This window comes from Photobacterium piscicola, from assembly GCF_900166965.1.
Taxonomy (GTDB): domain Bacteria; phylum Pseudomonadota; class Gammaproteobacteria; order Enterobacterales; family Vibrionaceae; genus Photobacterium; species Photobacterium piscicola.
On record NZ_FUZI01000009.1, the window covers coordinates 53,075 to 71,891 of the forward strand.

Sequence of the window (18,817 nt, forward strand, 5' to 3'; positions counted from 1 at the left end):
TGATGGCTGTTAACAACCTTAACCACATCAAAACAAGACGTCAACACCTCTAGACGTCTATATGTCTTTGCTTATAGCGGTAAATCCCGCTAAAATTCAGTCATTGAAAAAAATAGTCGTGATCTAGCAACTGTTGTCTATCACTGTAGAGGACAAATCAGTGATGTTCACGTAATATCGCCGCCTATCATGACTATGTACTAACAACCGTCATCGCGACATTGTTATCATCATTAATTAAACATCGCTGAGAAGGTAAAACATGGCAAAGTGGAATGGCGAATATATTAGCCCTTATGCAGAACACGGTAAGAAAAATGAACAAGTAAAAAAAATTACAGTGTCTATTCCATTAAAGGTTCTCAAAATTCTTACTGATGAACGTACTCGCCGTCAGGTCAATAACCTGCGCCACGCTACCAACAGTGAACTACTCTGTGAAGCTTTCCTACATGCCTACACAGGACAACCACTACCCACTGATGATGATATTCGTAAAGATCACCCCGACGATCTGCCCGCAGAAGCGAAAGCATTGATGGAAGCGATGGGTATCAGCTACGAAGACATTAATGAATAATATGGACATGAAATAGCAAAAAACCAGCACTTCTGCTGGTTTTTTTATAATTGCCAAATCTCAGCCATAAAAAAAGGGATGCTTGCGCATCCCTTTTTTGTAAATTCATCTGGCAAATAATTACTTGCTAGAAAGCGCACCAAAACGCTTGTTGAATTTGTCCACACGACCGCCAGAGCTAACTTGACGTTGCTTACCAGTGTAGAATGGGTGACACTTATCGCATACATCAAGGTTGATGTCTTTGCTCATAGTAGAGTTAAATACGAAAGTGTTGCCGCAAGAACAACGTGCGTTTACTGCTTTGTATTCTGGGTGGATACCTTGTTTCATGGGGAAACCTCAAGTTAAGGCCGTGTCGCTCTCCCGATCCAAAGCCGGGCACCACACGTGGTTAATAAAATAGTCTGTCGTTAATTTACGACAAATCAGGCGGCGTATAGTAATCAATCATTCCACAGAGATCAACTCAGTCACTGTTTTTTTATCGCTCTTTTATTGATCACTAAAACAGTCAATAATAGTTGCAACATAGCAGTACTTATCCCTTATCACGTGATCTGTTACTATTTAGTACAAGCTCAATTAAAGCGATAAAATATGAACCACCCAATAGCACGCGTTGCTTTACCTGTCCCACTTGATAAAACTTTTGACTATCTCATCAAACCCAACACCACTCCAATTATTGGTGGTCGCGTGCTGGTGTCTTTTGGTCGACAACGATTAGTCGGGATTGTGGTTGCTATCGGGCATGATTCTGATTTTCCTATTCAACAGTTAAAACCTATTCAGCAAGTATTAGATAATCAACCTTTATGGCAACCTGCTTTATTTAGCTTATTAAAATGGGCCAGTAGCTATTATCAATATCCATTAGGTGATGCCCTTGCCAATGCGATGCCTGCATTACTGCGTAAAGGTCGAGAAGCATCAACCACGCCACTAAAGTATTGGCACCTAACTGAAACAGGTCGAGATCAGCCGCTAAATGGCTTAAAACGCGCGCCTAAACAAGCACAAATCCTAAATCTATTACGTCATGGTCCACTCAGTCATGAAAACTTACTCACTCATGACGTCAGCAGCACCACCCTCAAAACTGTCGAGCAAAAAGGTTGGATCAGCGAACAACAACATCAACCACAACAACGTCAGTGGCTGCCACAATTTGAAATTACAGAACAGAAACCACGTTTAAACGAAGAACAAGCATTAGCGATTGCAACGGTAAACAGTAATCCAGGATTTGGCTGTTATCTACTCGATGGTGTTACAGGCTCAGGCAAAACCGAAGTTTATCTTAATTTACTTGAGCCCATTTTAGCAGCGGGTAAACAGGCGTTAATTTTAGTGCCAGAAATTGGCCTAACACCACAAACAATCAATCGTTTTAAGCGCCGTTTTAAGGTGCCATTAGAAACCGTACATTCGGGTTTAAACGATAGCGAACGCATGGCGGCATGGCTTGCTGGACGAGATAATCAAGCTGGAATCATTATTGGCACCCGTTCAGCACTGTTTACACCTTTTGCTAACCTTGGCATTATCATTGTCGATGAAGAACATGATGCTTCATATAAACAACAAGATAGCTTACGTTACCACGCTCGTGATCTGGCCGTAATGCGAGCCAATAAAGAAAATATCCCGATAGTATTAGGTTCAGCAACGCCAGCACTGGAAACACTGCATAACGCCCAAACAGGCAAATATCACTATCTGACACTCTCTAAACGTGCAGGTAATGCAAGTGCTGCACGTCATGGTGTTATTGATGTCAAAGGCCTGTATTTAAACGCGGGGTTATCAGCACCATTAATTGCAGAAATGCGTAAGCACCTCAATGCGGGCAATCAAGTGATGCTGTTTCTTAATCGGCGTGGATTTTCACCCGCGATGATGTGCCATGAGTGCGGCTGGATCGCAGAGTGTGATCGTTGTGATGCGTATTACACCCTCCATCAGCAATCAGGGGAATTACGGTGTCATCACTGTGCCACTCAGCGGCCGATCATGCACCAATGCCAGCAGTGTGGTTCTACTCAGTTGTTACCTGTTGGTGTGGGTACAGAACAACTTGAAGCCCAATTAGCCGAATTATTCCCTGAATTTAAAACAGTACGTATTGACCGTGATAGTACTCGTCGTAAAGGGGCATTAGAAAACTATTTAGAAGCCATTAAAAATAATGAATATCAAATTTTAATTGGCACCCAAATGCTTGCTAAAGGCCACCACTTTCCCAATGTAACCTTAGTGGCATTAATTGATGTTGATAGTGCATTATTCAGTAATGATTTTCGCGCCTCAGAGCGATTAGCACAGCTGTTTATTCAAGTTGCAGGTCGTGCAGGTCGCGCCAGTAAACCAGGATCAGTATTATTACAAACCCACCATCCAGAACATCAACTGCTACAATCATTACTGCATAAAGGCTATGGCGTTTTTTCTCAGGCTGCATTAACGGAACGTCGTCAAGCATTGTTGCCACCGTTTACTCACTTAGTGTTATTGCGTGCAGAAGCCAATGATAGCGACCTTGTGTGCCAGTTCTTACAACAAGTAAGAGGGATTTTTGAAGCAAGCCCAGTGTATGACCAAGACTGTTGTGTTTTAGGGCCAAATCCAGCTCCCCTTGCTCGTCGTGCTGGACGATTTAGATGGCAATTAATTTTACAAATACCTAATAGAAATAAACTTCAACAAATACTCAGTATTGCTAAGCCTGCAATTCAGCTCTTACCGTTAGCGAAAAAAATTAGGTGGTCGATTGATGTTGAACCGCAAGATTTAACTTAAACTACACAATGCGATGCATCTCACATAGCGAATGTAATTTATGCTATTGAAAGCATGTTTCAGCTTATGCATCCATTCTACAATATGTATATGAATTGACGTTTTTCAGTCAGTTACAATTAGTTGGCGAGCATATCTGAATACATTTTTGCGTCAGATAGCCAACTGTAAATTAGTAAGATATAGCACAAGAGGAAAGCACTATGGCGACAATGAAGGACGTTGCCCAGCTAGCCGGGGTATCAACCGCGACAGTTTCACGCGCGCTCATGAACCCGGAAAAAGTATCGGCCTCAACCAGGAAAAAGGTCGAGCAAGCCGTAATGGAAGCTGGATATTCACCAAACTCACTAGCACGCAATTTACGCCGCAATGAATCGAAAACTATCGTTACCATTGTTCCCGACATCTGTGATCCCTACTTCACAGAAATCATTCGTGGTATTGAAGAAGCGGCAATGGAAAATGGTTATTTAGTGTTGCTCGGTGACAGTGGTCAGCAACAACGTCGTGAAAATTCATTCGCTAATTTAGTCTTTACTAAACAAGCTGATGGTATGTTGCTATTAGGTAATAATTTACCGTTTGACGTCAGTAAACCTGAACAAAAAAATCTGCCGCCATTAGTCATGGCATGTGAATATGCGCCGGAACTTGAATTACCAACAGTGCACATTGATAACTTAACCGCTGCCTTTGATGCGGTGAATTACTTGACGCAAATGGGCCATAAGCGCATTGCTCAAATCACCGGACCTGATAAAGCCGCTTTATCACAATTTCGTCAGCAAGGTTATCAGCAAGCTCTTCGTCGTGGGGGCATCACTCTAAACCCGGCTTACACCATTAAAGGTGATTTTAGTTTTGCTGCAGGTGCTCGTGCAATCACAGCATTACTTGCTTTACCCGAACCACCAACAGCATTATTTTGCCACTCTGATGTCATGGCTATTGGTGCCATGCAACAGGCGAAACGATTAGGTTTACGCGTACCACATGATATTTCTATTGTTGGTTTTGATGATATTCAATTTGCAGAATATTGTGATCCACCATTAACGACGGTCTCACAACCACGGTATGAAATTGGCCGTCAAGCAATGTTAATGTTGCTAGAATTACTCAAAGGTAAAGATGTTCAGGCAGGGTCGCGATTATTAGACGCCAAACTGGTTATTCGTGAAAGTGCAGCGCCACCTAGTCGTTAATTGATCGCCCCCATATTTGACACGTTACTGCACAGAGATCATAAAATCTGGCATCTTTGTTACAATATGGGGTTAATTATCAACGAAACAGCGATAATAACTGGTCAGGATCAATCCAACTTTGTAACATAGCGTCCTATCTATCTACCCAAACTAATTTGTCGATATCGTGGCTACTAAAGATTATGTAAAACGTGGGCGCTCTGCGAAACCAGCGTCACCAAAAGCAAAAGCTAACCCTAAAGGCAAAAAAGTGCCGACAACTGGTTTTCCAACCAAGTGGGCAGCTTTCGCTGTTATTTTAGTGTGTGGGCTGATTACGAGTTTATTTTTCCTTTCTGGTACTGATGTTCCTGAACAGAAACCAGCGATTCCTGCGGCTATTGTTATCAAACCGCAGCAACCTGCAAAAGTTAATACCAATGCCTTACCGCCAAAACCAGAAGAAAAATGGCGTTATATTCAAGAATTGGAAAATAAAAAAGTCATTGTTCCTGAATTAACCCAGAAAAAAGTCATTGTAAAAGAGAAGCCAGCTAAACCTTATTTATTACAATGCGGTGCTTATCACAGCCAATCTCAAGCAGATGAGCGTAAGGCGATGATTGCGTTTCAGGGCTTAAATAGTCAAATAAAAGTATCAACCAACAATAAAGGTACTTGGTACCGTGTTGTACTTGGTCCTTACAAAAATAAACGCTTAGCAATGAATGATCAGAATAAATTACAACAACATGGTATTAGCCCTTGTGCAATTTGGTTCTGGGAATAATCATCATTAGTATGAATAACAATAAAGGATGCCATCATGGCATCCTTTTTTATTCTCTAAAACTTAACATCACCACGCCCAGCAATTGTTATATACACCTTGAAAACCTGCCTCTCTATCCCCAGATCTAATAGCATTAATGATCCCGGCTAACGTCGGAGCTGAATCAAAGAGGGTTTAACGTGACAACTATTGTATCTGTTCGTCGTAACGACAAAGTCGTAATTGCTGGTGACGGCCAAGTCTCACTTGGCAATACGGTAATGAAAGGCAACGCTCGCAAAGTTCGTCGTCTCTATAATAATAAAGTACTTGCCGGTTTCGCTGGCGGCACCGCGGATGCCTTTACTTTATTTGAACGTTTCGAACGTAAATTAGAAATGCACCAAGGCCATCTATTGAAATCAGCTGTTGAGTTAGCCAAAGATTGGCGTACCGATCGTGCCCTACGTAAGCTTGAAGCTTTATTAGTTGTTGCTGATGAAACCGGCTCATTAATCATTACAGGTAATGGTGATGTCGTACAGCCTGAGCATGATTTAGTGGCGATTGGTTCGGGTGGTAATTTCGCTCAAGCTGCCGCTATTGCATTATTGGAAAATACAGATCTTAGCGCCCGTGAAATTGCTGAAAAAGCGCTAAATATTGCGGGTGATATTTGTGTGTTTACTAACCACAATCACACTATTGAAGAACTAGAAACTAAGTAAGGAAGTTGCAATGTCTGAAATGACTCCTCGCGAAATCGTTCATGAGCTTGATCGTCATATTATCGGTCAAGACAAAGCCAAGCGAGCGGTTGCGATTGCACTGCGTAACCGCTGGCGTCGTATGCAGCTTCCTGAAGAGCTGCGTGTAGAGGTAACCCCTAAAAATATTTTAATGATTGGTCCAACCGGCGTTGGTAAAACAGAAATTGCTCGTCGATTAGCGAAATTGGCAAATGCACCATTCATTAAAGTTGAAGCAACTAAATTTACTGAAGTGGGTTATGTCGGCAAAGAAGTTGAAACGATTATTCGTGATCTAACTGATGTCGCTGTAAAAATGGTACATCAACAAGCGACTGAAAAAGTCCGTGTACATGCTGAAGAATTAGCAGAAGAACGTATTCTTGATGTGTTATTGCCACCAGCACGCGATGCTTGGGGACAAAACGAAGAAGTCGCAACAGAATCAACAACGCGTCAATCTTTCCGTAAAAAATTACGTGAAGGTAAACTTGATGATAAAGAAATCGAGATTGATATTGCAGCCCCACAAATGGGTGTTGAAATCATGGCGCCTCCTGGCATGGAAGAAATGACCAACCAGTTACAAGGCATGTTCCAAAATCTTGCTGGTAACACCAGTAAAAAACGCAAAATGAAAATCAAAGATGCGTTAAAAGCGGCAACAGAAGAAGAAGCCGCTAAACTGGTAAACCAAGAAGAATTAAAAGAACAAGCGATTTTCGCTGTTGAAAACAACGGTATCGTCTTTATTGATGAAATAGATAAGATTTGTAAGCGTGGCGAATCATCCGGCCCTGACGTTTCTCGTGAAGGTGTACAACGTGATTTGTTACCATTAGTTGAAGGCAGTACGGTATCAACGAAGCATGGCATGGTTAAAACAGACCATATTCTGTTTGTAGCATCAGGTGCATTCCAAGTTGCTAAGCCATCAGATTTAATTCCAGAACTACAGGGTCGTTTACCGATCCGTGTTGAATTGGATGCACTGAGCAGCCATGACTTTAAACGTATTCTTACTGAGCCAAAAGCATCGTTAACACAACAATACGTGGCGTTAATGGCAACGGAATCAGTCGATATCGAATTTACGGCTGATGGTATTGAAAGCTTAGCGGAAGCTGCATGGCAGGTAAATGAGCGCACAGAAAATATTGGTGCACGTCGTTTACATACAGTTATGGAACGTCTAATGGAAGAAATTTCTTATGATGCGAGTGAAAAATCTGGCGAGAAATTCCTTATCGATAACGCGTATGTACAAGCACGTTTAGGCGAATTCGTTGCAGATGAAGATTTAAGTCGCTTCATTTTATAATCGAATTAGACTGACGATTAACCTTATAAACGGTGCGTTTTATCGCACCGTTTTTTTTGTTCTTTAACAAACATTGATGGGATAAATTTGCGCCTGACCAAATTTACGCCATAATACCTTTTCAGTATTCACTTTAAGTATCTAATTTATGAACTCACCCTCTTCACTGACAATTTGGTTAGATGCCGCAAGACCAAAAACCTTACCCCTTGCCATCGCCTCTATTGTCTGCGGTAGCGCAGTAGCAAAATGGCACGACAATTTTTCTGCAAGTATTGCAGCTCTTGCGCTATTAACTGCCTTGTTATTACAAATTCTATCTAACCTTGCTAATGATTATGGCGACGCCGTTAAAGGCACAGATAATGATGACCGTTTAGGTCCACAACGGGCAATGCAATCAGGCTTAGTCACCGCAGCAACAATGCGTAAGGCGATGATTATTAATATTGTTCTTACCGCAATCAGTGGCTTAACCTTAATTTTAATTGCTTGTAAGAACCCGCACGATATTGTCGGTTTTTTAATCCTTGGTTTGCTGGCGATAGCAGCATCAATTGCCTATACCGTCGGTAATAAGCCTTATGGTTATCGAGGCCTTGGCGATCTATCTGTACTGATATTTTTTGGTTGGCTAGGTGTTGCAGGTACGTATTACCTTCAAACGGGACAAATTGATTCATTGATCATGTTACCGGCAACGGCATGTGGTTTATTGGCGGTTGGTGTACTAAATATCAATAACCTACGTGATATTGATAATGATAAAGCGTGTGGTAAACAAACTTTAGTCGTGCGTATGGGGCCGCAATGGGGCCGTAAATATCACCTCGTATTACTCTCTACTAGTGTGATATTTTTCAGCTTATTTGCCCTATTAGAAGTAAAATCTCTTTTTGGATGGCTATTTATTTTAAGCCTACCATTATTGATTAATCATGGTCGACAAGTGTACCGCTCAACCAATGGTGCCGCTTTGCGACCAATGATGGCAACCATGGTGAAGTGTGCGTTAATCACCAACCTATTATTTGCAATTGGTATGGTATTAGCTTAATCACTGATACAAATTGCAATGCGATATCAACTGGTTATAATTTAAACAAACCATTTTTGTTTTCAGCTACCAATAAGAAGCCTGCCCATGGAATATAATACCTCTGAGCTTTGTGATATCTATCTCGATCAAGTTGATGTGGTTGAACCAATGTTCAGCTCTTACGGTGGCCGTAGTTCATTTGGTGGTCAAGTCACGACCATTAAATGCTTTGAAGATAATGGGGTTATTCATGACACCTTATCTCTACCAGGCTCTGGACGGGTATTGTTAATCGATGGTGGTGGCTCATTACGGCGTGCTTTAATTGATATCGATCTCGCTCAATTGGCGGTTGAAAACCAATGGGAAGGATTAATTATTTATGGCAGCGTGCGCCATGTTGATGAACTGGATAGACTCGATCTAGGCATTCAGGCACTAGCAGCAATTCCGGTCGGTGCTGATCAGCAAGCCATTGGTGAAGTTGATGTTGCGGTGAATTTTGGTGGGGTTACTTTCTTACCTGAAGATTATATTTATGCAGACAATACTGGGGTTATTTTATCACCCGAAGCGTTAGACATAGACTAATCAGTCCCTCACAAGACAGTGACCAGACATAAAAAATCGGCTCGGTATATTGCTCATTAAGGGAGCTATACCGAGCCGATAATCGTATTAAAATAAATACGCGATTATTCTACGCTATCCATTTTACCTAGCAACGTACGTACGCGATCTTGCCATACGTTATGCTCGCCACGTAGCTTTTCGTTATCTTGAACAAGACTCTCACGACCAGAACGTAGTTCTTGTGCTTCCATAGCTAGGCTATCATTTTTTTCTTTTAGTTCATCAATTTCCATTTGTAGTAAAGAAATTGAATCCACAGCCATTTGAACTTTGGCTTCCAATTTTTCCAACATTTCTAGAGACATATTGTTCACCTGATCTATGCCCATATATTTACCTTAACAATTCAAGGTAATCTCTACGGACAGGGTTATATATATTTATATCGCTATTCTAACGAGGCATTGGCTTGCTGACATCTACATTTCCATCACATTCGTGCAAATGAATGAAATTCATACAAGTCTGATGTAATTATTGCAAAGTCAGCCAATATCAGCCTTATTTAGGCGCTAAAAACAGCTAAATTCAACGACCTCAGCATATTTCTATTACCTTATATCTTTAATGCCTCGTTTCACATTCCGCTATCAATAATGTGGTATCTATGAACTTTCTCAAATTCTGTTCCACATTACCATGATAATTTACTCCTGCGATTTTATATGCCGCAGTTATCGTGAATAACGATGATTACTACATCTGCCTAATATCACTATCAATGATCTCAAGCCATCAACCCGACAATAAAAAGCCACCAAACGCTCACTTTGGAAAACAATTTACGCTCGAACGCACATTTTTGAGCCGTTATTATTTTAAAAAAAAGTAACTATTGTAAATTACAGCGCATGAAGGATAACGCAATACCCTACATTACCCATCAAAAGGACTGACAATATGACAAGTTCCAAACCTAATGCGCTCGTCGGAGAATGTTTTGCGGAATTTATTGGTACTGGATTACTGATATTTTTTGGCGTTGGCTGTGTCGCTGCCCTGAAATTAACCGGTGCAGATTTTGGTCAATGGGAAGTCAGTATTATGTGGGGACTTGGCGTTGCCATTGCCATTTATGTCACGGCGGGGGTTTCTGGCGCCCATTTAAACCCAGCGGTAACTATTGCGTTAGCCAGTTTTCATGGCTTCAATAAACGAAAAGTCCTGCCTTATATTATGGCGCAGATATTAGGGGCTTTTGCCGCTGCCGCCTTAGTTTATGGGCTATACAGCAACTTATTTACTGACTATGAAGCCAGCCATAATATTGTTCGAGGAACAGTTGCTAGCCTTGATACCGCCTCTATTTTTTCAACATTCCCTCACCCATCATTAAGTTTTGGTGGCGCATTTGCCGTTGAATTTACTATTACCGCAGTATTAATGTTTGCCATTTTAGCTATTGGTGATGATAAAAATGGAGCACCACGTGGTGCTATGGGACCACTGCTTATTGGCTTATTAATTGCTGTTATTGGCGGTTCTTTAGGTCCACTTACCGGTTTTGCAATGAACCCCGCCCGTGATTTCGGCCCAAAACTACTAACCTTCTTTGCCGGTTGGGACACGGTGGCACTCACTGGTGCTAAAGATATTCCTTACTTTATCGTCCCTATCCTGGCGCCAATTTGTGGTGCACTTTTTGGTGGCTGGGCCTACCCTAAACTGATTGGGATTTATCTACCAGGCAACAAATGTACCCTACCGAATAAATGTGAAGGCAATACTGATACACCTGCAGTTGAAGCATAAAATTTAATCCATCAACACCATAAAGAGGCATTACCTCGCCTCTCAATTAAAACTGACTCTATATAATAAAGATAACGAGGAACTCATCATGACTACTGAACGAAAATATATTGTGGCGTTAGATCAAGGAACAACCAGTTCTCGAGCCGTTGTGCTCGATCACAATGCCAATATCGTTTGTTCGTCACAACGCGAATTCACTCAAATTTATCCTAAAGCTGGTTGGGTTGAACATGATCCTCTTGAAATTTATGCGACCCAAAGTTCAACTATGGTGGAGGCATTAGCTAAAGCGGGTATTCGTAGCGATCAAGTCGCTGCAATCGGTATTACTAACCAACGTGAAACCACCATTGTATGGAATAAAAAAACCGGTAAACCCGTCTATAACGCTATCGTATGGCAATGTCGCCGTACCGCCGATATGTGTGAAGAGTTAAAACAACAAGGCTTAACGGATTATATTCGTGAAGCCACAGGCTTAGTGGTTGATCCGTACTTCTCTGGCACCAAGGTTAAATGGATTCTAGATAACGTTGAAGGCGCACGCGAACAAGCTGAAGCGGGCGAATTATTATTTGGTACTGTCGACACTTGGTTGATCTGGAAAATGACTCAAGGGCGTGTATTTGTTACTGATTACACCAACGCCTCTCGTACCATGCTATTTAATATCAACACATTACAATGGGATGAAAAGTTACTTTCAGCCCTAAATATTCCATTATCAATGATGCCTGAAGTTAAACCCTCATCTGAAGTTTATGGCCAAACCAACATTGGTGGTAAAGGCGGTACCCGTATTCCTATCGCAGGTATTGCGGGCGATCAACAAGCAGCATTATTTGGTCAAATGTGTGTTTCAGCAGGCCAAGCTAAAAATACTTATGGCACCGGTTGTTTCTTATTAATGAATACCGGCAAAGAAAAAGTCACCTCACATAATGGACTATTAACGACTCTCGCTTGTGGCCCTAAAGGTGATGTTGCTTACGCCCTTGAAGGGGCAGTCTTTATGGGTGGCGCTTCCATTCAATGGTTACGTGATGAAGTTAAGCTACTCAGTGATGCTAACGATTCAGAATACTTTGCAGAAAAAGTGGGCAGTGCTAATGGCGTCTATGTTGTACCTGCATTTACTGGTTTAGGTGCACCATATTGGGACCCCTATGCCCGAGGTGCGATTGTCGGACTAACTCGTGGCGTTAATTCTAATCATATTATTCGTGCCACCCTTGAAAGTGTTGCTTACCAAACTCGCGATGTACTTGATGCAATGCAGGCAGATTCAGGCATTAAACTTGATATTTTACGGGTTGATGGTGGCGCTGTTGCCAATAACTTCTTAATGCAATTCCAAGCAGATATTTTAGCAACAGAAGTACATCGTCCAAAAGTTACCGAAGTCACCGCACTTGGTGCGGCGTACTTGGCGGGTCTGGCAATTGGCTTCTGGGATAGCATTGATGAGCTTCAACACAAATCACAATTAGATCGAAGTTTTACCCCATGTGAAGATGATAAAAAACGTAATCGTCGTTACCGTGGCTGGCAACGTGCGGTTGAATGTGCCAAAGGTTGGGCGTTTGACGAAGAAGAGGATGACGACGCGTAAATATCACCTTAATACCCTCTAAGATCAGGCCTGCTTATTTATAGCGGGCCTTTTTTATTTTTATTACAACTACATAATCCTAATTCCGTTGCGTTAGATCATCAATCCACTGCCTAGACAATCTAATTTCCCACCGTGTTGATAAGCCAATTATGCTAGAATTTACGCAGAATTTTTATATCCTTGAACCTACCGATTTCTATATCTGGAGTTATCATGAAAGGCGATTTAGCAATAGCATTTGCTCGTGTTACCGAAGGCGCAGCCCTTGCCGGCCATAAATGGTTAGGCCGTGGCGATAAAATTGCAGCAGACAATGCCGCAGTTGAAGTTATGCGTACCCTGCTTAACCACACTAATATCAATGGCGAGATTGTTATTGGTGAAGGTGAAATCGATGAAGCACCAATGCTTTATATTGGAGAGCATGTGGGTTGTGGTGGTTGTGCTGTTGATATTGCAGTCGATCCTATCGAAGGTACGCGTATGACAGCAATGGGGCAAAATAATGCCCTCGCTGTACTTGCCGCAGGTGAAAAAGGTAGCCTGTTAAAAGCACCAGATATGTACATGGAAAAATTGGTTGTTGGCCCACAAGCTAAAGGTGTTATCGATCTTGATAAACCCTTAGCTGACAACTTTGCCGCTATTGCTACAGCACTGAACAAACCACTGAGTGAGCTGGTTGTTACTATTCTTGCTAAGCCTCGTCACGATCAACTTATCACTGAAATGCATGCCATGGGTGTGCGTGTATTTGCTTTCCCTGATGGCGATGTTGCAGCATCTATTCTTACATGTATGCCTGAAAGTGATGTTGATGTGATGTATTGCATTGGTGGCGCACCGGAAGGAGTCGTTTCAGCTGCTGCTATTCGCGCATTAGGTGGTGATATGCAAGGCCGTTTACTGCCTCGCCATCAAGTAAAAGGCGACACTGAGGAAAACCGCCGTTTAGGTGAAATGGAAATTCGTCGTTGTGAAGAAATGGGCATTGAACCAAACACACTACTACGCCTTGAAGACATGGCACGCAGTAATGATGTGATCTTTGCTGGTACAGGGATTACTAAAGGTGATTTAGTTGAAGGTATTCAGCGTCAAGGTGATATCGCCACCACTGAAACACTATTGATTAGCGGCAAATGCGGCACCATGCGCCGTATACAATCACGCTATGACTTAAACCGTCAACATGACGCAGTTAAGCAACATACGCTTTAATGTTATCAATGAAAAATGCACTTCGGTGCATTTTTTATCTCTCTTAGCGCACCTTACCTGCCTAACCCTAACCTTATTTTCAGATCACTCACATCATAAATACGCCATTCTTAAACCTAAGAAGTCCTACGTTTAACTCATTATTATATTGTAAAGATATTGCTTTATTTAATAAGCTGATCCCATAATATAACAAGAGCAACAATGATGACTGATTATGAAAACTATTGAAAAAATCCTCTATCACATCAAATATGATGGTCCCGTTACAGCCAAAGTATTAGCTGATAAATTTCAGTTAACCACCATGGGTATTCGTCAACATCTACAATCGATGGAAGAACAAGGCTTAGTGGATGCTTATGATGTAAAAGTCAAAGTCGGCCGCCCAACGCGCCATTGGCAACTTACATCTCAAGGCCACCAACAATTTAGTAATCATCATGGCGAACTTGCCGTACAAACCCTAGAAGCCGTCAGTGATTTATTTGGTCAGCAAGGGCTACAAGCCATCATTGAAAAACGAGAACAACAAACATTAACTCATTACCAAGCAGCCATTGCTGATTGCCCTGATTTAAAAAGTAAACTCGTCGCACTTACAGAGTTACGTCAACATGATGGCTATATGGCTGAGCTTACCAGTGATGAAAACGGCTTTTTATTAATTGAAAATCATTGCCCTATTTGTCTTGCTGCAACTCGCTGCCCATCACTTTGCCACTCTGAGCTGGCTATTTTCCAACAACTATTAGGCGAGCAGACACATATTCAACGTCAAGAACACATTATTACAGGCCAAAGGCGCTGTGCTTATCGAATAACATCCAAATAACGAGGAGGCCACTATGGCTGATTGGATCCCTGCACAAGTTATTGCTAACCGTCACTGGAACCAAGATTTATTCAGTTTATCGCTACGCGCGAACATTGAACCGTTTAAAGCGGGACAATTTACTAAACTTGGCATAATGATCGGTGATAATTTGATCCAACGCGCCTACTCGTTTGTAAACCCACCTCAAGATTCTGACATTGAAATTTATGCCACTCGCGTTGCTGATGGTTTGCTGTCGCCACGCTTGCATGCATTACAAACTGGCGATACCGTTCAAATATCAGCACGGGCCAGTGGCTTTTTTACCCTCGATGAAGTGCCGACGGGTCAGCACTTATGGCTGTTTGCAACCGGAACAGCAATTGGGCCTTATTTGTCAATTTTAGGGCAAAAAGAGGTTTGGCATAAATACCGTAAGATTATTGTGATCCATGCGGTACGTTATGCTGCCGATCTTAGTTATCAAGCTGAAATCAGTGCCCTCAAACAACAATATGGTGATCAGCTTATTGTGCAACCATTTGTTAGCCGCGAACCGGCCCCATTATGTTTGACAGGGCGCATACCACAAGCGATTGCTGATGGATTATTAGAACGTCACGTAGGTTTATACCTGACCCCTGAAAATAGCCAAGTTATGCTCTGTGGTAATCCACAAATGGTACGTGATACTAAAGCGGTACTTGAAGCGAAAGGGTTAACTAAAAACCTGCGTCGTAAACCAGGACAAATTACCATGGAACACTACTGGTAATCCTTATTCTACCCTATATTGCACCTCATTGAGCCTGAAGCGTCAGGCTCAATCTCAACCATAATAAGAACACCATCGCGGCTAGCAACTATCATTATGATAGATCCTAAATCAAGGAATAGCGGATGCACTCACTGCCTGACTTCGACCAACTGGTACAACTGGCTACCACCGATCCCCACCAGTTTGCATTATTACGCCAACGGTTAATTGACCAAACCATTGCCCAAGCCAACCCAAGTATGCAACCTCGATTACAGGCACAACAAAGCCATATCGATCGCCTCATTAACCACGCTAAAAACCCACTCCATCGCAATATTTTGTTGCAGCAAGAATTACAACGTCAATTACAACGTTTCAATCAAGCACTCCAATCACAATCGCCACCACAACAAGCAAAAATACTGCCATTAAAATGACAAAATCATTGGATACCCTTGGTAGCATATTCCGCCAATACGTTACAAAAAAACGACAAAAAACTGCATATATTGAAATATTTTTCTATTTGTAGTTCACTTTTTGTCTCGAAAAGGGTACAACCAAGCACATTAATGATTTTGAACAGTAAAAATTCAGTTCCGACTGGTATATTTTTACGTAGTTAAGTTAATTACGTCATTTAAATTTGGAGAAAAACTATGCGCCATCCTGTAGTTATGGGTAACTGGAAACTAAACGGCAGCAAAGAAATGGTTGTTGCTCTACTAAACGGTCTTAACGCTGAACTTGAAGGTGTTACAGGCGTAGACGTTGCAGTTGCTCCACCAGCACTTTTCATTGATCTTGCAGAGCGTACACTGACTGACGCTGGCAGCGCAATCATCCTAGGTGCTCAAAACTCTGACCTACATAACAGCGGTGCATTCACTGGCGACATGTCTCCAGCTATGCTGAAAGAATTTGGTGCTACTCATATCATCATCGGTCACTCTGAGCGTCGTGAATACCACCACGAGTCAGACGAATTTGTTGCTAAAAAATTCGCATTCCTAAAAGAAAATGGTTTAACACCTGTTCTTTGTATCGGCGAAACTGACGCACAAAACGAAGCTGGCGAAACAATGGCTGTTTGTGCACGTCAAATTGACGCTGTAATCAACACTCAAGGCGTTGAAGCTCTTGAAGGTGCTATCATCGCTTACGAACCAATCTGGGCTATCGGTACTGGTAAAGCAGCTACAGCTGAAGATGCACAACGCATTCACGCAGCAATCCGTGCTCACATTGCAGAGAAATCTGAAGCAGTTGCTAAGAACGTTGTTATCCAATACGGCGGTTCTGTTAAGCCTGAAAATGCTGCAGCTTACTTCGCACAACCAGACATCGATGGTGCTCTAGTTGGCGGTGCAGCACTTGACGCGAAAAGCTTTGCAGCTATCGCTAAAGCAGCAGCTGAAGCAAAAAAATAATCTTTCTTAATGATTGATGAAATCAAGGCCACCTACGGGTGGCCTTTTTATTATCGCAAATAAAGTACAGCATCAAAAAAATCAACCGATAAAAAAAGGCCGATATAAATATCGACCTTAATGATTTCAGTATCTTTATAACGTAATTTTAGAACAGCTTTTCAGCCAACTCATATAAATCGTTACGTACTGGACGTCGCATATTTTCAATCGCATCGATAATGTCATGGTGAACCAGTTTTTCGCATTGAATACCAACGCAACGACCGCCTTCACCTTGCTGTAGTAGCTCAACCGCATATGCACCCATACGAGATGCTAATACACGGTCAAATGCATCAGGCTGACCACCACGTTGAATATGGCCTAATACTGTTGCACGAGTCTCACGGCCAGTTTCAGCTTCAATGAATTTAGCCAGTGCGTTAACATCTGTCATTAATTCAGTGATAGCGATAATTGCGTGTTTCTTGCCTTTCGCGATACCTCGATTGATATGCGCAATCAGTTGATCTTTATCAAGACCAGTTTCAGGGGTAATGATGTACTCACAACCACCAGCAATCGCAGACATTAGTGTTAGATCACCACAATGGCGACCCATTACTTCAACAATTGAAATACGCTGATGAGAAGATGACGTATCACGTAGACGGTCAATAGCGTCGATAACAGTGTTCATTGCTGTCATGTAACCGATAGTATAATCAGTACCTGCAACATCATTATCAATCGTACCTGGAATACCAATACAAGGGTAACCCATTTCAGTTAGCTTCTTCGCACCCATGTATGAGCCGTCGCCACCGATAACAACCAATGCATCAATACCGTGCAATTTCAGATTCTCAATCGCTTTTTCACGAATTTCCACTTCACGGAATTCAGGAAAACGAGCTGAACCTAAAAATGTACCGCCTTTGTTAATTACATCGGATACACTTTGACGATCAAGTTTTTCAATGCGGTTATTGTATAGGCCATGGTAGCCATCAAAAATACCGTAAACTTCTAGATCTTCTGTCAACGCTGCACGAACTACGCCGCGAACCGCTGCATTCATACCAGGTGCGTCACCACCACTGGTCAAAACACCAATCTTCTTAATCATGGTTACCCTCTGACTTTGGGAATTGAAAAATCAAATCCAACACGACATACCGAGGTTCCCCTTCTCGATATCACAATCAATACTTATCAGACTGTGTTCGTGAAAACTGAAATTTTCCTACTTATGTAGAAGTATTACAATTTAAATGGAATATTTTGTTGATTCATATCACGCTAGCACATCACTTCCCCGTCATCGATACTTATCATCCGTCATCATGATTATTGTAATAATTTTTTGAATAAACCAATCATAACTAACAATCGCGGGTACCGTTAATGGTTGTAGAAATGTAGACAATAGCTAATATCACGCAGTATAGCTGTTTTATGATAAAAATTAATAACGAAACCTACCATAAAAATACAATCACTGCTTTATTCTGAGGCCATTTCAGAGTAAAGATCTTAAAAAAATCACCGAATAATAAACTTAATATCAAAAACAAAAAAAGCCACAGTAAAGACTATGGCTAATGGATGGCGTCGAACGCTTATCTATTGATGTTTAGTGACTATTTTTAGCCTCTAATCGCATTAAATGCTTTTCAGCTCGTTGTTGCTGTAGTTCAGCATATTTCTGCTTCTGCTCTGGCGTCAAAATATTAAGCATCTTATGACGTTGTTCTAGCATTGCCACACGGCGTTCAACCTGTTGCTGTGACATCTTTTCAGCAATGGCACGTACTGCTGATTCATCAAAATTACTCGCTAATACCAACTTATCTAATTGCTGACGCTCAGCCAACATCGTTTTATGATTCTCTACTCGCTGTGCTTGATGCTCGCTACGATTCGCTTGGCGTAACGTTTTCATTTCTTGTTGTTGGGCAGCAGTAAGATCTAACTGACTAAAAATTTTGCCACCATGATGACCTTTCATCATTCGGCCTTGGTGATCTTGATGATCTTGACCTGCAAATGCAGACATAGAACCCAGTGCTAATGGCAATGCCATTGCGATAACAAGTGTTTTATTAAATATTTTCATCGTTGTTTCTCCAGCACTATCATTGAATAAAT

Annotated in this window: 19 protein-coding genes; 15 read left to right on the forward strand and 4 right to left on the reverse strand. The window is 41.7% G+C overall.

The genetic code is table 11. The annotated features are described in order from the left end of the window. Window positions 1-262: 262 nt before the first annotated feature. A complete protein-coding gene (gene metJ / locus CZ809_RS17155) occupies window positions 263-580 on the forward strand; it encodes a met regulon transcriptional regulator MetJ (RefSeq protein WP_036789456.1) in 318 nt (105 codons plus the stop codon). 120 nt (window positions 581-700) lie between these two features. On the opposite strand, the gene rpmE is transcribed toward metJ, so the two are convergent. Then, window positions 701-913, reverse strand: a complete 213-nt coding sequence (rpmE, locus tag CZ809_RS17160) for a 50S ribosomal protein L31 (protein WP_080158765.1) — start codon at window positions 911-913, stop codon at window positions 701-703. 267 nt (window positions 914-1,180) lie between these two features. On the opposite strand from rpmE, the gene priA reads away from it, so the two are divergent. The 7 genes from priA (at window position 1,181) to rraA (ending at window position 9,044) form a co-directional block, all read left to right on the forward strand. Then, window positions 1,181-3,382: a primosomal protein N' gene (priA, locus tag CZ809_RS17165; RefSeq protein WP_080158766.1), complete on the forward strand. Its 2,202-nt coding sequence runs from the start codon at window positions 1,181-1,183 to the stop codon at window positions 3,380-3,382. 182 nt (window positions 3,383-3,564) lie between these two features. After that, a complete protein-coding gene (cytR, locus tag CZ809_RS17170; RefSeq protein ID WP_255418369.1) occupies window positions 3,565-4,590 on the forward strand; it encodes a DNA-binding transcriptional regulator CytR in 1,026 nt (341 codons plus the stop codon). A 169-nt stretch (window positions 4,591-4,759) separates the two neighbouring features. Further along, a complete protein-coding gene (locus CZ809_RS17175) occupies window positions 4,760-5,362 on the forward strand; it encodes an SPOR domain-containing protein (RefSeq protein ID WP_080158768.1) in 603 nt (200 codons plus the stop codon). A gap of 182 nt (window positions 5,363-5,544) precedes the next feature. Then, on the forward strand, window positions 5,545-6,072 hold the full coding sequence (gene hslV / locus CZ809_RS17180; protein WP_080158769.1) for an ATP-dependent protease subunit HslV: 528 nt from the start codon (window positions 5,545-5,547) through the stop codon (window positions 6,070-6,072). A gap of 10 nt (window positions 6,073-6,082) precedes the next feature. Continuing rightward, window positions 6,083-7,414, forward strand: coding sequence for an ATP-dependent protease ATPase subunit HslU (hslU, locus tag CZ809_RS17185; RefSeq protein WP_080158770.1), 1,332 nt, complete (start codon window positions 6,083-6,085; stop codon window positions 7,412-7,414). Window positions 7,415-7,562: 148 nt separating this feature from the next. Continuing rightward, on the forward strand, window positions 7,563-8,471 hold the full coding sequence (locus CZ809_RS17190; RefSeq protein ID WP_080158771.1) for a 1,4-dihydroxy-2-naphthoate polyprenyltransferase: 909 nt from the start codon (window positions 7,563-7,565) through the stop codon (window positions 8,469-8,471). An 87-nt stretch (window positions 8,472-8,558) separates the two neighbouring features. Continuing rightward, window positions 8,559-9,044 carry a ribonuclease E activity regulator RraA gene (rraA, locus tag CZ809_RS17195; RefSeq protein WP_080158772.1) on the forward strand — a complete coding sequence of 162 codons (486 nt, stop codon included), beginning with the start codon at window positions 8,559-8,561 and terminating at the stop codon, window positions 9,042-9,044. A 104-nt stretch (window positions 9,045-9,148) separates the two neighbouring features. Here rraA and zapB read toward each other — a convergent pair whose 3' ends face one another. Further along, window positions 9,149-9,391 carry a cell division protein ZapB gene (gene zapB, locus CZ809_RS17200; protein WP_036789682.1) on the reverse strand — a complete coding sequence of 81 codons (243 nt, stop codon included), beginning with the start codon at window positions 9,389-9,391 and terminating at the stop codon, window positions 9,149-9,151. Between the two features lie 595 nt (window positions 9,392-9,986). On the opposite strand from zapB, the gene CZ809_RS17205 reads away from it, so the two are divergent. The 7 genes from CZ809_RS17205 to tpiA all read left to right on the forward strand — a co-directional run bounded on the left by CZ809_RS17205 (window position 9,987) and on the right by tpiA (window position 16,684). Further along, window positions 9,987-10,838 carry an MIP/aquaporin family protein gene (locus CZ809_RS17205; RefSeq protein ID WP_080158773.1) on the forward strand — a complete coding sequence of 284 codons (852 nt, stop codon included), beginning with the start codon at window positions 9,987-9,989 and terminating at the stop codon, window positions 10,836-10,838. 88 nt (window positions 10,839-10,926) lie between these two features. Beyond that, on the forward strand, window positions 10,927-12,453 hold the full coding sequence (glpK, locus tag CZ809_RS17210) for a glycerol kinase GlpK (RefSeq protein ID WP_080158774.1): 1,527 nt from the start codon (window positions 10,927-10,929) through the stop codon (window positions 12,451-12,453). 216 nt (window positions 12,454-12,669) lie between these two features. Then, window positions 12,670-13,677 carry a class II fructose-bisphosphatase gene (gene glpX, locus CZ809_RS17215; RefSeq protein WP_080158775.1) on the forward strand — a complete coding sequence of 336 codons (1,008 nt, stop codon included), beginning with the start codon at window positions 12,670-12,672 and terminating at the stop codon, window positions 13,675-13,677. Between the two features lie 217 nt (window positions 13,678-13,894). Next, window positions 13,895-14,512, forward strand: coding sequence for a helix-turn-helix transcriptional regulator (locus CZ809_RS17220; RefSeq protein WP_080158776.1), 618 nt, complete (start codon window positions 13,895-13,897; stop codon window positions 14,510-14,512). A gap of 13 nt (window positions 14,513-14,525) precedes the next feature. Next, window positions 14,526-15,269, forward strand: coding sequence for a ferredoxin--NADP reductase (locus CZ809_RS17225; RefSeq protein ID WP_080158777.1), 744 nt, complete (start codon window positions 14,526-14,528; stop codon window positions 15,267-15,269). Between the two features lie 125 nt (window positions 15,270-15,394). Continuing rightward, window positions 15,395-15,691, forward strand: coding sequence for a DUF3135 domain-containing protein (locus tag CZ809_RS17230; RefSeq protein WP_080158778.1), 297 nt, complete (start codon window positions 15,395-15,397; stop codon window positions 15,689-15,691). A 222-nt stretch (window positions 15,692-15,913) separates the two neighbouring features. Next, the gene (gene tpiA / locus CZ809_RS17235) at window positions 15,914-16,684 is read left to right on the forward strand and encodes a triose-phosphate isomerase (RefSeq protein ID WP_080158779.1); all 771 of its coding nucleotides are present in this window, start codon (window positions 15,914-15,916) and stop codon (window positions 16,682-16,684) included. Window positions 16,685-16,832: 148 nt separating this feature from the next. On the opposite strand, the gene pfkA is transcribed toward tpiA, so the two are convergent. Further along, window positions 16,833-17,795 (reverse strand): 6-phosphofructokinase, encoded by a 963-nt coding sequence (gene pfkA / locus CZ809_RS17240; RefSeq protein WP_080158780.1) that lies wholly within the window; start codon window positions 17,793-17,795, stop codon window positions 16,833-16,835. A 507-nt stretch (window positions 17,796-18,302) separates the two neighbouring features. Next, window positions 18,303-18,785 carry a CpxP family protein gene (locus tag CZ809_RS17245; protein ID WP_080158781.1) on the reverse strand — a complete coding sequence of 161 codons (483 nt, stop codon included), beginning with the start codon at window positions 18,783-18,785 and terminating at the stop codon, window positions 18,303-18,305. Between the last annotated feature and the right edge of the window lie 32 nt (window positions 18,786-18,817).

Bases quoted from the DNA above. Each gene is read 5' to 3' on its own strand.
- metJ (WP_036789456.1), top strand. From the start codon at position 263: ATGGCAAAGTGGAATGGCGAATATATTAGCCCTTATGCAGAACACGGT.
- rpmE (WP_080158765.1), bottom strand. From the start codon at position 913: ATGAAACAAGGTATCCACCCAGAATACAAAGCAGTAAACGCACGTTGT.
- priA (WP_080158766.1), top strand. From the start codon at position 1,181: ATGAACCACCCAATAGCACGCGTTGCTTTACCTGTCCCACTTGATAAA.
- hslU (WP_080158770.1), top strand. From the start codon at position 6,083: ATGTCTGAAATGACTCCTCGCGAAATCGTTCATGAGCTTGATCGTCAT.
- CZ809_RS17190 (WP_080158771.1), top strand. From the start codon at position 7,563: ATGAACTCACCCTCTTCACTGACAATTTGGTTAGATGCCGCAAGACCA.
- rraA (WP_080158772.1), top strand. From the start codon at position 8,559: ATGGAATATAATACCTCTGAGCTTTGTGATATCTATCTCGATCAAGTT.
- zapB (WP_036789682.1), bottom strand. From the start codon at position 9,391: ATGTCTCTAGAAATGTTGGAAAAATTGGAAGCCAAAGTTCAAATGGCT.
- CZ809_RS17205 (WP_080158773.1), top strand. From the start codon at position 9,987: ATGACAAGTTCCAAACCTAATGCGCTCGTCGGAGAATGTTTTGCGGAA.
- glpK (WP_080158774.1), top strand. From the start codon at position 10,927: ATGACTACTGAACGAAAATATATTGTGGCGTTAGATCAAGGAACAACC.
- glpX (WP_080158775.1), top strand. From the start codon at position 12,670: ATGAAAGGCGATTTAGCAATAGCATTTGCTCGTGTTACCGAAGGCGCA.
- CZ809_RS17220 (WP_080158776.1), top strand. From the start codon at position 13,895: ATGAAAACTATTGAAAAAATCCTCTATCACATCAAATATGATGGTCCC.
- CZ809_RS17225 (WP_080158777.1), top strand. From the start codon at position 14,526: ATGGCTGATTGGATCCCTGCACAAGTTATTGCTAACCGTCACTGGAAC.
- CZ809_RS17230 (WP_080158778.1), top strand. From the start codon at position 15,395: ATGCACTCACTGCCTGACTTCGACCAACTGGTACAACTGGCTACCACC.
- tpiA (WP_080158779.1), top strand. From the start codon at position 15,914: ATGCGCCATCCTGTAGTTATGGGTAACTGGAAACTAAACGGCAGCAAA.
- pfkA (WP_080158780.1), bottom strand. From the start codon at position 17,795: ATGATTAAGAAGATTGGTGTTTTGACCAGTGGTGGTGACGCACCTGGT.
- CZ809_RS17245 (WP_080158781.1), bottom strand. From the start codon at position 18,785: ATGAAAATATTTAATAAAACACTTGTTATCGCAATGGCATTGCCATTA.